At 58.1% G+C, this 14566-nt stretch carries 11 protein-coding genes; 9 read left to right on the top strand and 2 right to left on the bottom strand.

From position 1 onward, the window contains the following. The first annotated feature begins 1 nt into the window (after position 1). Positions 2-1219 (top strand): acyl-CoA dehydrogenase, encoded by a 1218-nt coding sequence (locus ACO6TI_RS07660; protein WP_172670749.1) that lies wholly within the window; start codon positions 2-4, stop codon positions 1217-1219. 68 nt (positions 1220-1287) lie between these two features. Next, positions 1288-2469, top strand: coding sequence for an FAD-binding oxidoreductase (locus ACO6TI_RS07655; protein ID WP_348315921.1), 1182 nt, complete (start codon positions 1288-1290; stop codon positions 2467-2469). A gap of 19 nt (positions 2470-2488) precedes the next feature. Here the strand turns inward: ACO6TI_RS07655 and ACO6TI_RS07650 are convergent, their stop codons facing one another. Beyond that, entirely contained in the window at positions 2489-3547 is a 1059-nt protein-coding gene (locus ACO6TI_RS07650) for an N-formylglutamate amidohydrolase (protein WP_282045257.1), read from the bottom strand. 378 nt (positions 3548-3925) lie between these two features. Here ACO6TI_RS07650 and ACO6TI_RS07645 point away from each other — a divergent pair, with 378 nt between their 5' ends. Next, positions 3926-5104, top strand: a complete 1179-nt coding sequence (locus tag ACO6TI_RS07645) for a pyridoxal-phosphate-dependent aminotransferase family protein (protein WP_422384666.1) — start codon at positions 3926-3928, stop codon at positions 5102-5104. A 182-nt stretch (positions 5105-5286) separates the two neighbouring features. On the opposite strand, the gene pap is transcribed toward ACO6TI_RS07645, so the two are convergent. Continuing rightward, the gene (gene pap / locus ACO6TI_RS07640; RefSeq protein ID WP_196896661.1) at positions 5287-6753 is read right to left on the bottom strand and encodes a polyphosphate:AMP phosphotransferase; all 1467 of its coding nucleotides are present in this window, start codon (positions 6751-6753) and stop codon (positions 5287-5289) included. A 238-nt stretch (positions 6754-6991) separates the two neighbouring features. On the opposite strand from pap, the gene ACO6TI_RS07635 reads away from it, so the two are divergent. From ACO6TI_RS07635 to ACO6TI_RS07610, 6 genes are all read left to right on the top strand, one after another. Then, positions 6992-9004: a bifunctional DedA family/phosphatase PAP2 family protein gene (locus ACO6TI_RS07635; RefSeq protein WP_173937401.1), complete on the top strand. Its 2013-nt coding sequence runs from the start codon at positions 6992-6994 to the stop codon at positions 9002-9004. Positions 9005-9163: 159 nt separating this feature from the next. Beyond that, complete coding sequence (locus tag ACO6TI_RS07630; RefSeq protein ID WP_108873214.1) at positions 9164-9595, top strand: YeeE/YedE family protein; 432 nt, start codon at positions 9164-9166, stop codon at positions 9593-9595. Between the two features lie 4 nt (positions 9596-9599). Further along, positions 9600-10037, top strand: a complete 438-nt coding sequence (locus ACO6TI_RS07625; protein WP_104704412.1) for a DUF6691 family protein — start codon at positions 9600-9602, stop codon at positions 10035-10037. Positions 10038-10074: 37 nt separating this feature from the next. Further along, positions 10075-10968, top strand: a complete 894-nt coding sequence (locus ACO6TI_RS07620; RefSeq protein ID WP_104704411.1) for an MBL fold metallo-hydrolase — start codon at positions 10075-10077, stop codon at positions 10966-10968. Between the two features lie 33 nt (positions 10969-11001). Further along, positions 11002-12678 (top strand): bifunctional protein tyrosine phosphatase family protein/NAD(P)/FAD-dependent oxidoreductase, encoded by a 1677-nt coding sequence (locus ACO6TI_RS07615; RefSeq protein ID WP_196896662.1) that lies wholly within the window; start codon positions 11002-11004, stop codon positions 12676-12678. An 84-nt stretch (positions 12679-12762) separates the two neighbouring features. Beyond that, positions 12763-14547: a SulP family inorganic anion transporter gene (locus ACO6TI_RS07610; protein WP_422384665.1), complete on the top strand. Its 1785-nt coding sequence runs from the start codon at positions 12763-12765 to the stop codon at positions 14545-14547. The last annotated feature ends 19 nt before the right edge of the window (positions 14548-14566 follow it).

Genomic DNA, 14566 nt, shown 5'->3' with positions numbered 1-14566 from the left:
CATGAACGCCCCAGCACAGATAAAGTCCTCTCCTTCCGGCGGCGGCACGTTCGACTGGCAGGATCCGTTTCACCTTCGGGAACAGCTTCAGGAAGACGAGCAGCTCATCCAGGACACGGCCCGCGCCTTCGCGCAGGAAAAACTTCTTCCGCGCGTGATCGATGCCTATCGGGAAGAAAAGACCGACCGGGGCATCTTCAATGAAATGGGTGAACTTGGCCTGCTGGGTGTCACGCTGCCGGAAGAATACGGCTGCGCCGGGGCTTCCTACGTTTCCTATGGGGTTGTCGCACGTGAGATCGAGCGCGTCGATTCCGGATATCGGTCAATGATGAGCGTGCAGTCCTCGCTCGTCATGTATCCCATCCATGCCTATGGCTCCGAAGACCAGCGACAGAAATACCTGCCAAAACTGGCGAGTGGCGAGTTCGTCGGATGTTTCGGCCTGACCGAACCGGATGCCGGTTCTGATCCTGCCGGAATGCGCACCCGTGCGGAAAAAACGGATGGTGGATACAAGCTCACCGGCACGAAGATGTGGATTTCAAATGCGCCCATCGCCGATGTGTTTGTCGTGTGGGCGAAATCGGAGGCCCATGACGGCGCCATCCGCGGTTTCGTGCTCGACAAGGGCATGAAAGGCCTTTCGGCGCCAAAGGTCGGCGGAAAACTTTCGCTGCGCGCTTCCATCACCGGTGAAATCGTCATGGATGGCGTCGAAGTCGGCGAAGATGCTCTTTTGCCCAATGTCTCGGGACTGAAGGGACCGTTTGGTTGCCTGAACAGGGCGCGTTACGGCATTGCATGGGGCGCCATGGGAGCTGCAGAAGACTGCTGGATGCGCGCGCGCCAATACGGCCTCGATCGCGAGCAATTCGGCCGGCCGCTGGCGCAAACACAGCTGTTCCAGAAAAAGCTTGCCGACATGCAGACCGAAATCACCCTGGGTTTTCAGGCAGCGCTGCGGGTCGGGCAGCTTTTCGACGCGGGCCGTGCCTCACCGGAAATGATCTCGATCATCAAGCGTAACAATTGCGGCAAGGCCCTCGAGATTGCCCGCCAGGCGCGCGACATGCATGGCGGTAACGGTATCCAGGAAGAGTATCACGTCATGCGGCACAGCCAGAACCTTGAAACCGTCAACACATATGAAGGCACGCACGACATTCATGCCCTGATCCTCGGCCGTGCCCAAACCGGCCTGCAGGCATTCTTCTAAGTCAACCAGGCACCGGGCTGCGCGGTCAACCCGTGCCGAGCAGCCACACTCCATCTCCAGGAGGCGACATGGCGCAACGAACTGCGGACGTGGTCATCATCGGTGGCGCCGTCATGGGATCTTCCGTGGCCTGTCATCTCGCTCAGCGGGATGACTTTCGCGGACACATCATCGTCGTTGAAGCCGATCCGGTTTACGAAATCTGCGCCTCCGCAAGATCAGCCGCGTCGATCCGCCAGCAGTTTTCAACTGCCGTCAATATCGAGATTTCGCTCTACGGTATCCGGTTCCTGCGAGAGATCGGTGCAGCTTTGGCCGTTGATGGCGACAGACCTGATATCGGACTGCAGGAAGGCGGCTACCTGTTTCTGGCTACGCCCGACAAGGCGGAAATCCTTCAAAAGAATCACCTCCTCCAACAGGAGTTGGGTGCCGACATCGCGCTGCTCGATACTGGCGAGCTCAGGTCGAAATTTTCCTGGCTTTCCGTTTCGGATCTCGAGGCCGGTTGCCATGGTCTTACGGGTGAGGGCTGGTTCGACGGATACGGGCTGATGCAGGCCTTTCGCAGGAAGGCACGATCCCTCGGGGTGGAATATGTGTCGGCTCGCGGAACGGTCGAAAACAATCCGGAAGCCGGCTGGTCCGTTCTGTTGTCTTCCGGTGAGCGGATTTCAACACCAGTGCTCGTCAATTGTGCGGGAGCCTCTGGTGGAACGGAGATCTGTGCGCAGGCCGGCCTGGATGTTCCGGTTGTTCCGCGCAAACGCTGCGTCTTTACCTTTGACTGCAAGGAACCGCTCGAGAACTTTCCCTTGTTGATCGATCCGACCGGAACTTACGTGCGTCCTGAAGGTCCGGGCTACATCTGCGGATCGGCTCCACCGGCAGACCGGGACCCGGACTGCACGGACCTGGATGTCGACTACACTCTCTTCGAAGATCATATCTGGCCAACGCTTGCCGCACGCGTTCCCGCCTTCGAAGCGATCAGGCCCGGTGCCGCCTGGGCCGGAACCTATGACATGAACCTCTTCGATCACAACGCCTTTGTCGGCAGTGTTCCTGGAATGGAGGGTTTCTTTGTTGCGCTCGGATTTTCGGGCCACGGCCTGCAACAAGCCCCTGCCGTCGGGCGGGGCCTTGCCGAACTGATTTCAACCGGAGCATACCAGACGCTGGACCTGGAACCGCTCTCCATCCGGCGCCTGACGGAAAACGCCCCCATATCTGAGAAGAATGTCGTTTAGAGGGTCTGGAAAGACCGCCTCATTCAGCAACGAGAAGCGGGAACTGTCCATCCCTGCTTGATGCACTGTCGTCAGCCAGGGACAGTTCAGGTGATGTCGAGGGTTCACCCAGATCACTCTCTTGCGCTTCATTTTCAGGCTGAGGAGAATTGAAGCTCGTTGGCCGGGTCTCCTCATCATCGGCCTCATCAACGAAATCTGCCGCCGGGCCTTGAGCCTGTACCACGCTTTCCATGGTCGCAGATACGGTCAACGGGTGCGGATCCGGGGCATCCGCCTGTGCGCGTGCCTGTATACCGGCCCAATCCAGGATCCTGGACAAACCGTCAGCGAGAACGGTCTGGAGGCGCGCTACCCGGGCCTTGTCCGGCTCGAACGGAGGCGATTCGTGTCGTAGATAGGCACGCTGTGCCAGAAGAAGCGTCAGACAATGCAAACCACGCTCGGGTCTGCCATAAGACTGCACGATGAATCCGCCGCTGGTCTGTTCATCCACTGCAGCCGTGTAGCCCTTCACTCCGCTGAAGGAGCCTACAAGCAAATTGCGAAGATCGGTATCGCAGGACGTTCCTCCGGAACTACCGATGCTGGCGATCGGCAGTTCCTTGTCCACGAAGCCTTTGATCTGCGAACGCATCGACTGACAGTCGAGAACTATGACATTGCGGTGGATGCGCATCAGCCTGTCAATCTGGCGGCGCAACGCCTTGTGGAACGGCGCGTGAAACAGAAGGACCCGCTGTTCTATTTCTGTAGGACCCGGCTCTTCCCCGTCCTGATAAATCCGTTTGCCGTCAAGTGTGGTCGCAGGACAAAGCGCGACGGCAGGATCGGCAGCAGCGTGGAGTTGCGTGCCCGGATCCTTGTCCAGATCAATGACGTAGCGCGAAATTGAAGACCGCACGACGGTCAAATCGAGATCAGAGCGGAGGCCAAAAACCCTTTCCAGCCGCCATCCGAGATCCGCCTGCAGACGGCCGGTCGCGTTGAAACGATTGCCCACGGCTTTCGGCACCTCCGTGCCGCTATGCGGCAGGCACAGGATGAGCGGGCTCTGTCCTTCTTCGACCAATATCATGTTGCAACGCCTAACTGACGACACCGGGCCGCTGCTAGATTGAAGAATTTACTTAACGGAAACAAGACATTTTCTTTGCGGCTCTGACACAACTGCCAACAAGGTGAACGTCGGCAGCTCCAGCAATTGCTTGTGAATCATAGACTTATAGTAGTCTATCCTTCTTTCCAAGATATTATCAGAATCCGCCGACCCGTCTGAACACGCCAGGTTTGGTAGTTCGCACTTGCACAACCAGAATGGCAAACGACCTGATGCGCTCAAGCTCCCTTGACGTGGCGATGATTGCGGGCAATTTTCATTTCATTCCTTCCAGCCCGCCGGGTTCCGGTAAACCAACCATTCCATCGTGACCCGCATTTCGACAGAGGAAACCGGATGTCTCTTCGCCATGGCAAAGAATTCCTGATGATTCCAGGACCGACCAACGTCCCGGAGGAGGTTCTGAGGGCCATGCACCGCCCTGCGGTCGACATCTACGAGGGCCCGCTGCTGGAAACGACAGACTATTGCCTCACGAGCCTCAATCAGCTTTTCCGCACGCAAGGCAGAACCTACATCTACGCCGCAAACGGGCACGGTGCCTGGGATGCCGCTTTGTGCAACACGTTGAACCGGGGCGACAAAATACTCGTTCTGGAATCCGGCCGCTTTGCACTCGGCTGGGGCGAAGCAGCGGAAATTACGGGCCTGACGGTCGAGATTCTGCCAGGCTCATGGAAAGGAGGCGTCGACCCCGCCCGGCTGGAAGATCGACTGAAACAGGACACCGCACACGAGATTGCCGCTATCCTGGTTGTTCAGGTTGATACCGCGTCCGGTGTCTGGAACGACATCGAGGCGTTGCGGAAAGCAATCGACGCTGCCGGACATCCGGCACTCTTCATGGTCGACACCATCGCCTCGCTCGGATGCATGCCCTTTGAAATGGACGCCTGGGGAGTAGATGTTGCGCTGACCGGATCACAGAAAGGCCTCATGTGCCCGCCCGGTCTGTCCTTTGTCGCCGCAAGCCCAAAGGCTGACAAGGCGCACGAAAACGCAAACCTTCGAACCAACTACACGGACTGGACGTTTCGCCAAGGTCCGGAGCACTACCAGAAATATTGCGGTACGCCGCCCGAACATCTCCTTTATGCATTTCAAAAGGCACTTGAGCTTCTGTTTGGCGAAGGGGTCGAGAACGCCTGGAACCGTCACGCCCTGTTGGGTGAGGCGACCCGGCGAGCCGTTGCCGAATGGTCCAGAGAGGGCGCGCTGGACTTCAATATCAGTGAACCGCATGCCCGCTCCAACAGTGTCACGGTGGTTCGTCTCGATAGCGCCCACGCCACCGCCCTACGCACCTTCACCAAGGAAATATGCGGCGTGACAATTGGCGGAACAATCGGCGAGATCTCCGGCGAAGGTATCCGCATCGCGCATATGGGACATGTCAACGCGGTCATGTTGCTCGGAACCCTTTCCACAATCGAGCTTGGACTTGAAACCCTGAAAATCCCCTATGGAAAGGGAGGCGTTCAGGCGGCCATCAGCTACCTGTCGGAAGCCATTTAGCAACGCAGGACCGAACCCGAGGCTGGCAGGACGGACCGTGCCGGCATCAGGCCGATTGCCGATCAACACGAAAGTGATCCCGCTCCCCCAGCCGCGAGACCAGATGCAAACCGGTGTTCCAAACGTCGATATCGCCTGGCGCCAAACGATTTCTGGATGGAAAAAGACGTGAACGGCCTGCCCTAGAGCCGCTCTTCCAGACGATTGCAGATGGTCTTCAGCACCTTGATGCGTGCGTGTCTCTTGTTTTCCGAGGAGACAAGGGTCCAGGGTGCATAGTGCGTCGATGTCCGGTCGACCATGTCACCGGCAGCGATGGTATACTGGTCCCATTTCAACCGGTTACGCCAATCTTCATCGGTAATCTTGTGCTGCTTGTATGCAGTGTCTTCCCTGGCCTTGAACCGGCGCAGCTGCTCGTCTTCGGAAATGGCCAGCCAGAACTTGCAGACGATATAGCCGAAATCGGTCAGCTCCTGTTCGAACTCGTTGATCTCGTTATAGGCGCGCAGCCAGTCGTCGTGTCCGGCAAATCCCTCGACCCGCTCGACCAGAACACGTTCATACCAGGACCGGTCAAAGATCGCGAAGTGACCCTTGCGGGGAACACGACGCCAGAACCGCCAGAGATACGGTCTGGCTTTTTCCTCGTCGGTCGGGGCTGAAATCGGATGCACCTTGTAGAGGCGCGGGTCGAGCGGACGAATGACACGCCGGATCGCACCGCCCTTGCCCGCGGCATCATTACCCTGAAAGGCGAGGACAACACCGGTTTTCGACATCGACTTGCGGTCGGAAAGGTCGGACAGGATCCTCTGGTATTTTTCCCGAAGCTCTTGGTACTCTTCCTTTTCGAGCTTCTCCGTCAGGTCGATCGTATCGACTGCCGTTTCGCGTTTCACGCCGCTGACCACGGGTGGTGCTGAAACGGAGCGCATCTCGCCGTCGTCCAGCTTCAGGCTCATCGATCTTGCCACCGTCTGGGCGAGCGCGGCGTCGCGGTATTCAGGATCCTGCGATGGAATGACGAACCAGGGAGCGTAGCCCTTGCTGGTTTCCAGAACGATCTTTTCGCCCGCCTCGCTGGCTTTCTTGTGGTGTTTCAATGCCGCCCAATCCGCAAGCACATGCCGTGCCGCGTTTTTTTTCTCGATCTTCTTGAGGCGTTGTTCCTGAACATCCTTGGGCAGAAGGAACCAGAACTTGAGAATCAGAACGTCTTCATTGGACAGCATTTCCTCGAACCGGCGAATGCGGACGAGTGCCTTTTCGAAGGCGTCTTCGTCGATTTTCTTGTAAATCCAGTCCCGGAGCACGGATTGATACCAACTGCCGAAAACAATGGCAGTCTCCCCCTTGGCCGGCAAGTCGCGCCAATACCGCCACAGCGGCGGGCGGAGGCGAGCCTCGTCTGTCGGTTCGCCGTAGGCATTGCAGACCAGATGACGCGCATCCATCCAGCCGTACAGCCTGGCGACCGCCTCACCCTTTCCCGCACCGTCCAGACCGTCAACCAGTATCAATGTGGAATACGGCTTGTTCTCGATGACCGGCAGTTGAGCCGAAAGCAGCGCCTCCCTCAGTTCCGGTTCCATTTTCTTGAATATCTTTTTGGTCATCTTTTGCGGCAAACGGGCAGATTCAAACATCAAAATCTCCTAAAAAAGGCGTGCTGAGTGCATCTTGTCCTAGCCGGCATCAAAAAACCATTGTTCAGATCTTACTGCCCAAATGAAGGAGAAACAGAAATTTCGCTGTTGGTTGAGCCGTCGGACGCTTATATGAAGCTGTATCCGAATCGCCAGAGTTCAATTTCACTCCGGAACTGGGTCCGGGCACAATATGGGCTTTCACATGTTGATTTACAGATCAGACTGACAGACGTCCGTGACAGAATTTCTTGATCCCGTCCTGAACTTTATAGCGGAAAATCCGTCGCTGGCCGGTCTGATCTGCTTTCTGGCAGCCATGGGTGAAGCTCTATTCATTGTCGGCCTGTTTGTTCCGACCACGGTCGTACTCGTCGGCGCCGGGACGCTTGTGGGCCTCGGCAAACTGGATCCGGTACCCCTCTTCATCTGGACGACGCTCGGGGCGACAGCCGGCGATGCCATCTCGTACTGGATCGGATACCGGTTCAAGGACAAGATCAAAAGCATGTGGCCTTTGAACAAGTACAGCCACATGATCGACAGCGGTGAAAAGTTCTTTCAGCAGCACGGCGGCAAGAGCGTTTTCATCGGTCGTTTTGTCCCCGGGGTCAAATCGGTCGTTCCCGGGATCGCCGGCATGGCGGGTATGAACTTCACCCGTTTTTCCATCGTCAACGTCACATCGGCCTTTGCCTGGACAATTGCCCATATTGGTCCCGGCATTATCGCCGGATCCGCGCTTAGTGCGGTTGGCCAGATCAGCGGACGCCTGGCCTTTGTTCTCGGCGCACTGCTCCTGATCATCTTTCTTTTCGTGATATTGGGACGGTGGCTCATCCTGATTATCCTGCCATTGTTTCCCAATGCCCACGCTTTGATTGTCGCCTGGTTTTCCAGACGTCCCGACCGGGTATCACAATGGATTGCGCGCAATTTCGACCCGGACCACCCGCGCTCCGCCGGGATGCTTGCCTCGGCAGTGCTGCTGTTGATCACGATGCCTGCGTTTTTCTGGGTCGTTGGCCAGGTGGCGCCGGGAGAACCAATGGTGCGCGCCGATCTGTCGATCCTGAATTTCTTCGACAGCCTGCGCACCCCCGTCGGTGACAAGATCATGGTGTTCTTCACCACGCTCGGAGACGGCGTGGTGGTGGCAGCCGTAGCAACTGCGGTCGCGGCATATCTTTTCCTGAGAAAGGCATGGCGCCGTGGCATTGGTTTCATCATCGCCATGGCCGGAACGGCAATGTTCGTTCCCCTGTTCAAGCTGCTCCTGCACCGGTCGCGTCCCATGGAACTGTACGCCGGTGCCGACGCCTATAGTTTCCCGAGTGGTCATGCGACCCTTACAGCCGTCCTGTTCGGCATATGCGCCGTCCTGATCGCTCATGACCTCAATCGATGGCTGAAGGCGAGCGTTTTCAGTGTTATCGCAACTTTTGTGATCGCCATTGGCTTTTCACGTGTCTATCTCGGCGCGCACTGGATGTCCGATGTCCTGGCCGGGCTCCTCTTCGGCACTGCCATGGTGTCCGCATTCGCGTTCGTTTTCGGCCCGATTCACAACGAGAAAATCGGCCGGGCAACGCTTGCGGCAATTGTCGTCGCAACACTGACTGTCTTTGGCGGTTGGCATATTTGGTCGACATTCGACAAGGCCTTGCTGACCTACCAGCCAAAAGCAGACACGGAAGTCCTCACCGCTTCCGGTTGGCGGGACAACGGATGGCAATTCCTGCCAGCCCGCCGGATTGAATTGAACGGCGACAGGGAGGAACCGCTGGTCATCCAGTTTGCAGGCCCGTTGCCACAATTTGCCAAAGCAGCCGAAAAGGATGGATGGCAACTTCCACCGAAATGGTCGCTCACAACAGCCGGCGGATTTGTTGAAGGCAAAACACCGCCGGATTCCCTGCCGATATTGCCACGCAGTCAGAACGGTCGACAACCGGATCTGGTGTTGATCCGCAAGGATACCGACGAGACCAGGGGCGGCCGCTGGGTACTTCGTCTGTGGCCGAGCCGCTACCAGATCCTTCAGGGCGGCAGCCTGCAACCGCTTTATCTGGGGAGTGTGGTCCACGAACACATTCTCAGGCCAATGGGAGAGTTCTCCGGCCCGCGAACGGACCTCGAGGTGCCGCCGGCGTCCGACAACCCGGCAATTCTCATGTCCGGTGCAATGTCAAAGAAACGGCAGGACGGAACGACAGTGGTTCTCGTTCTGAAAGGCTCCGGAGCGCAATAGCCCCGAATTCTTCAACATTTCATCCTCTTGCCTGGCCGACGGCAACAGCTTCAAACGCGTGAATCAAACAGGGGATCCCGAACGAGCGTGCGCTAAGTGGAATTACTTGCGTCAAACTGTCTACTTTCATATATTCGAATATAAACTATCTATGGAGGCATGATGACCAACTTTACCCCTTTCCTCAGCCTCGGAGGCGGCCTGCTGATCGGTCTGGCAACAGTCGCCCTGATGGCTTCGCACGGGCGAATCGCCGGCATCAACGGCATCGTCAACGGATTGCTGACAACCCGCCTCAGCCCGGACTGGGCCTGGCGGTTCGCCTTCCTGGCAGGCATGATCGCCAGTCCGCTGATCCTGCTCGGGGCCACTGGACAGCTGCCGCAGATAAGTATCCCGTCCTCGCCGTTTCTGCTTGTCATAGGCGGATTTCTGACCGGCGTCGGGACAACCCTTGGTTCCGGCTGCACCAGTGGTCATGGCGTCTGCGGCATGTCGCGCCTGTCGGTGCGATCCATCGCGGCAACACTTACGTTCATGGCAATGGCTGGCATGACCGTTTTCCTGATCCGCCACGTGTTCGGAGGATAAGACAATGAGGCTTCTATCCGCATTTGCGATCGGGCTGGTATTCGGTTGCGGCATCCTGATCTCCGGCATGGGTAATCCCGCAAAGGTGATGAATTTTTTTGACGTGGCAGGAACATGGGACCCGAGCCTTGCCTTTGTGATGGGCGGCGCGCTGCTCGTCACCGCCATCGGATACCGGCTGGTCTTCAAGATGGACCGCCCGGCCTTTTCCAGCACATTTTCCTTGCCGACGAAGCAGGATCTTGATGTCAAGCTCATTGGCGGTTCTGCCATCTTCGGCATCGGCTGGGGCATGACAGGCTTTTGCCCGGGTGGTCTGGTTCCTGTGCTCGGACTGGGACTGGGTGAACCGTTTCTGACGGGCGCCGCAATCGTTGCCGGAATGCTTGCTGCCAGACTGGCCACGCGAATGACCATCAAGGAACAGCCGGCTGGCGCCTGACCTGGAGCACGCTGCCGGCCCTATCAGGGAGAAAAAAATGCTCGCTTCGAACTATCCCGTCGACTTGGCTGTCAAACCGGACGTGAAGGCCTTTTTCGATCCGGCAACAAACACCATCAGCTACGTCGTCAAAGACCCGTCTTCAAACGCCTGTGCCGTTGTCGACAGCGTCATGGACATCGACTATGCGGCGGGCCGCATCAGCTATGAACATGCAGACGAAATCATCGACTTCATTCAGAAAAGCAGCCTCGAGCTTGAATGGCTGATCGAAACGCATGTTCACGCCGATCACCTGTCCGGGGCTCCGTATATCCAGCAGAAACTCGGCGGCAAGCTCGGCATCGGCAACCAGATTACCGTCGTCCAGGAAACATTCGGCAAGGTCTTCAATGAAGGCACGGAGTTTCAACGGGATGGTAGCCAATTCGACCGGCTGTTCCAGGACGGAGACACCTACAAGATCGGCAACATGACTGCCTTTGCCATTTACACGCCCGGCCACACGCCGGCATGCATGGTACACGTGATGGGCAACGCCGCGTTTACCGGTGATACGCTGTTCATGCCGGATGGCGGCTCGGCTCGCGCGGACTTCCCTGGCGGGGACGCCGCGACGCTCTACGATTCCATCCAGAAAGTCCTGGCGCTTCCGGAAGAACTGCGCCTGTTCATGTGCCACGACTACGGCCCCAACGGCAGGGACATCCAGTGGGAAACCACGGTCGGAGACGAAAAGCGGCACAACATCCATGTCGGCGGCGGCAAGACACGTGAGGAATTCGTCAAGTTCCGCACGGACCGTGACGCCCAGCTGGACATGCCAAAACTGATCATCCCGTCCCTGCAGGTCAACATGCGTGCCGGGAAACTGCCACCCTCGGATGAGAGCGGAAAGACATTCCTCAAGGTCCCGGTGAACTCGCTCTAAACACCCGCTTCAAGACGCCGGGAGGCATACGCAATGGCAGGCAAGAAAATCAACGGTCAGATATCCGTTGCCCCGCAGATCGCACCCAAGGACCTTGCAGATATCGCGCAGTCGGGCTTCCGCTCGGTGATTTGCAATCGGCCGGATGGTGAAGGCGCCGACCAACCGACTTTCGAGGAAATCGAGACTGCGGCCGAAAAATTCGGCATTGAAACGCGTTATCTGCCGATTGTTGCAGGAAAAGTGGGGGACGAGGACGCTGCAGCCTTTGCCGATCTGCTGGACAATCTGCCAAAGCCGGTGCTTGCCTATTGCCGGACCGGTACACGTTCGGCAACGCTCTGGTCGCTCTCGCAGGCCGAGACCCTATCCGTTGCCGATATCCTGGAACAGACACATTCCGCCGGATATGACATGGCAGGCGTGGTCAGACGGATTGCAAATGGTGGACGGACACCTACGGAATCAACCGAAGATGCCCGCTTTGACGTGGTCGTTGTCGGAGGTGGCGCCGCCGGAATTTCGGTCGCCTCAAGCCTGCTCTCCCGCAAATCCGATCTTGAGATCGCTATCATAGATCCAGCCGACGTCCACTATTACCAGCCGGGCTGGACTATGGTCGGCGGTGGCGTGTTCGAAGCGTCCGACACGGCCAAGACGATGGCGTCGCTGATCCCGCGCGGCGTTCACTGGATCAAATCCGCGGTTGCCGCTTTCGAACCAAAAGACAACGCAGTCATTCTGGACGGCTGCCGGGTCGTCAAATACGGGCGGCTTGTTGTCTGTCCGGGTTTGAAACTGGATTGGCATCGTATCGAGGGGCTGGTCGAAACACTCGGAAAGAATGGCGTGACCTCGAACTACCGCTACGACCTTGCCCCCTATACCTGGCGGCTGGTGCAGGAAATGCAGGCAGGCCGAGCGCTCTTTACCCAGCCACCGATGCCGATCAAGTGCGCAGGTGCCCCTCAAAAGGCGATGTACCTGTCCGCCGACCATTGGGTCCGAACCGCACGACTAGGTGAAATCGACATCCAGTTCATGAATGCAGGAGGGGTTCTATTCGGGGTCAAGGACTATGTCCCGGCCTTGATGGACTATGTGAAACGGTATGGCGTTTCCCTGAATTTCTTTCACAATCTGATTGCGATAGACGGACCCGCGAAAAAGGCCACTTTCGAAGTGATCGCGCCGGGACAGGAGCCGCTGCAGGTCGGCGTCGAGTTCGACATGATGCACGTCACACCGCCTCAGACCGCCCCGGATTTCATCCGTGTTTCGCCGCTCGCCGACAGCGCGGGCTGGGTGGATGTCGACCAGGCGACCCTTCGTCACAAGACATATGACAACATCTGGTCGCTCGGCGATGTCATGAACGCGCCCAATGCCAAGACTGCGGCTGCTGCAAGAAAGCAGGCACCCGTTGTCGCGGAGAATGTGGTGTCCGATATCAGGGGACACAGCGCCACGGCCCAATATGACGGTTATGGCTCCTGCCCCCTCACCGTCGAGCGCGGCAAGATCGTGTTGGCTGAATTCGGCTATGGCGGGACGCTGTTGCCGAGCTTTCCGCGTTGGCTGGTTGACGGAACCAGGCCGACACGGACGGCATGGCTGCTGAAGGAGCGTATCCTGCCGCCGGTCTACTGGCGCGCCATGTTGCGCGGCAAGGAATGGATGGCAAAACCGGAAAAGGTATCCGCTGCCTGACGCTAAAATCTGCCGCAAAAAACTGGACCATGCGACGGGCCGGGTGACCGGCTCGTTGCTTGTGAAGGCAACCAAGTTGATCAAATGACCCTGCTCCAGCGCTATTTCCCCATTCTCGACTGGGGCAAGAAATACGACAAGTCGACCGCGACAAGTGACCTGGTGGCCGCCGTTATCGTCACCATCATGCTGATCCCGCAGTCCCTGGCCTATGCACTCCTGGCGGGGCTGCCGCCGGAAGTCGGACTATATGCATCCATCCTGCCGCTGGTTGCCTATGCCATATTCGGAACAAGTCGTGCGCTGGCCGTCGGGCCTGTTGCCGTGGTCTCCCTGATGACGGCCTCGGCAGTCGGCGAACTGGCTCAACAGGGCACCCCCGAATATCTCGGCGCCGCGATCGTCCTGGCGCTGCTCTCCGGACTGATGCTTGTTGCCATGGGCCTGTTCAGGCTCGGCTTTCTAGCCAATCTCCTCAGTCACCCGGTGATCTCCGGCTTCATCACGGCTTCCGGCCTGCTGATTGCCTCAAGTCAGCTGAAACACATTCTCGGCGTACCCGCACACGGCCACACGCTTTACGACATCCTCCTGTCGATCATGAGTCACCTCAACGAGATCAACTGGATCACGTTCGGCATCGGCGCGGCATCCACCATCTTCCTGTTCTGGGTCCGCAAGGGCCTCCGGGCACTGTTGCTGAGAAGTGGTCTCCAACCGTTTCTTGCCGATGGACTTGCCAAGGCCGGCCCGGTTGCCGCCGTCGCCGTCACGACGATTGCCTCGGCAGTCTTCCAGCTGGGTGACAGAGGTGTTCGCATCGTCGGTGACATTCCTTCCGGTCTGCCGGTGCCGCAACTGCCGTCTTTCGATTCCGACCTCTGGTTGGCGCTGGCAGGACCTGCCCTGCTGATATCGGTGATCGGTTTCGTGGAATCGGTTTCCGTCGCGCAGACGCTAGCGGCAAAGAAACGGCAGCGGATCGAGCCGGACCAGGAACTGATCGGGCTCGGAGCTTCCAATATCGCCTCCGCAATTTCGGGCGGTTATCCGGTCACCGGCGGGTTTGCGCGCTCGGTCGTCAATTTCGACGCGGGCGCCGCCACGCCGGCTGCCGGCGCATTCACGGCGATCGGTATCGCGCTCGCCACGCTGTTCCTGACCCCTCTCCTCACCTACCTGCCGCAGGCTACTCTTGCCGCGACCATCATCGTCGCGGTTTTGTCGCTGGTGGATTTCGGTGCCATCAGACGCACATTCGCCTATTCCAAAAGCGACTTTACCGCCATGGCCGCGACAATCCTGATCACACTGTTCTTCGGTGTGGAACCCGGTGTCGTCGCCGGCGTCACCTTGTCGATAGCGCTTCATCTTTACCGGAGCAGCCGTCCTCACATGGCCATCGTCGGTGTCGTTCCGGGAAGCGAGCACTTCCGGAATGTCGACCGGCACAAGGTCGTGACAGGAGACCGCGTTCTGGCACTCAGGGTCGATGAAAGCCTGTTTTTTGCAAATTCAAGGTACCTGGAAGACAGGATCTACGCGCTGGTGGCGGACAGGCCCGATATCGAACACGTTGTCCTGATGTGCCCGGCAGTCAATGAAATCGACGCCAGTGCCCTGGAAAGCCTTGAAGAAATCAACCACCGGCTCAAGGATTCAGGCGTGTCGTTCCACCTGTCCGAAGTCAAGGGCCCTGTTATGGACCGGTTGAAACGCACCGATTTCCTCGAGAACCTGACCGGCGAGGTTTTCCTCAGTCAGTATGATGCATTATGCGCACTCGATCCCCTGACGGCACATATTGCCGAATCGAGACTACCCAAAAAGACCGCCCGTTCGGACCTCTGGGCAGGACCGGAGATCTAGAACAAGTTCACCGGGCTGC

The organism is Roseibium album, from assembly GCF_965233825.1.
Lineage (GTDB): Bacteria > Pseudomonadota > Alphaproteobacteria > Rhizobiales > Stappiaceae > Roseibium > Roseibium album.
The sequence above is the reverse complement of the archived record's forward strand: the minus strand, read 5'-3'. Positions and strand labels throughout refer to the sequence as shown.

Excerpts from the sequence above, each read along its gene's own strand:
- ACO6TI_RS07660 (WP_172670749.1), top strand. The coding sequence starts at position 2 with ATGAACGCCCCAGCACAGATAAAGTCCTCTCCTTCCGGCGGCGGCACG.
- ACO6TI_RS07655 (WP_348315921.1), top strand. The coding sequence starts at position 1,288 with ATGGCGCAACGAACTGCGGACGTGGTCATCATCGGTGGCGCCGTCATG.
- ACO6TI_RS07650 (WP_282045257.1), bottom strand. The coding sequence starts at position 3,547 with ATGATATTGGTCGAAGAAGGACAGAGCCCGCTCATCCTGTGCCTGCCG.
- ACO6TI_RS07645 (WP_422384666.1), top strand. The coding sequence starts at position 3,926 with ATGTCTCTTCGCCATGGCAAAGAATTCCTGATGATTCCAGGACCGACC.
- pap (WP_196896661.1), bottom strand. The coding sequence starts at position 6,753 with ATGTTTGAATCTGCCCGTTTGCCGCAAAAGATGACCAAAAAGATATTC.
- ACO6TI_RS07630 (WP_108873214.1), top strand. The coding sequence starts at position 9,164 with ATGATGACCAACTTTACCCCTTTCCTCAGCCTCGGAGGCGGCCTGCTG.
- ACO6TI_RS07625 (WP_104704412.1), top strand. The coding sequence starts at position 9,600 with ATGAGGCTTCTATCCGCATTTGCGATCGGGCTGGTATTCGGTTGCGGC.
- ACO6TI_RS07620 (WP_104704411.1), top strand. The coding sequence starts at position 10,075 with ATGCTCGCTTCGAACTATCCCGTCGACTTGGCTGTCAAACCGGACGTG.
- ACO6TI_RS07615 (WP_196896662.1), top strand. The coding sequence starts at position 11,002 with ATGGCAGGCAAGAAAATCAACGGTCAGATATCCGTTGCCCCGCAGATC.
- ACO6TI_RS07610 (WP_422384665.1), top strand. The coding sequence starts at position 12,763 with ATGACCCTGCTCCAGCGCTATTTCCCCATTCTCGACTGGGGCAAGAAA.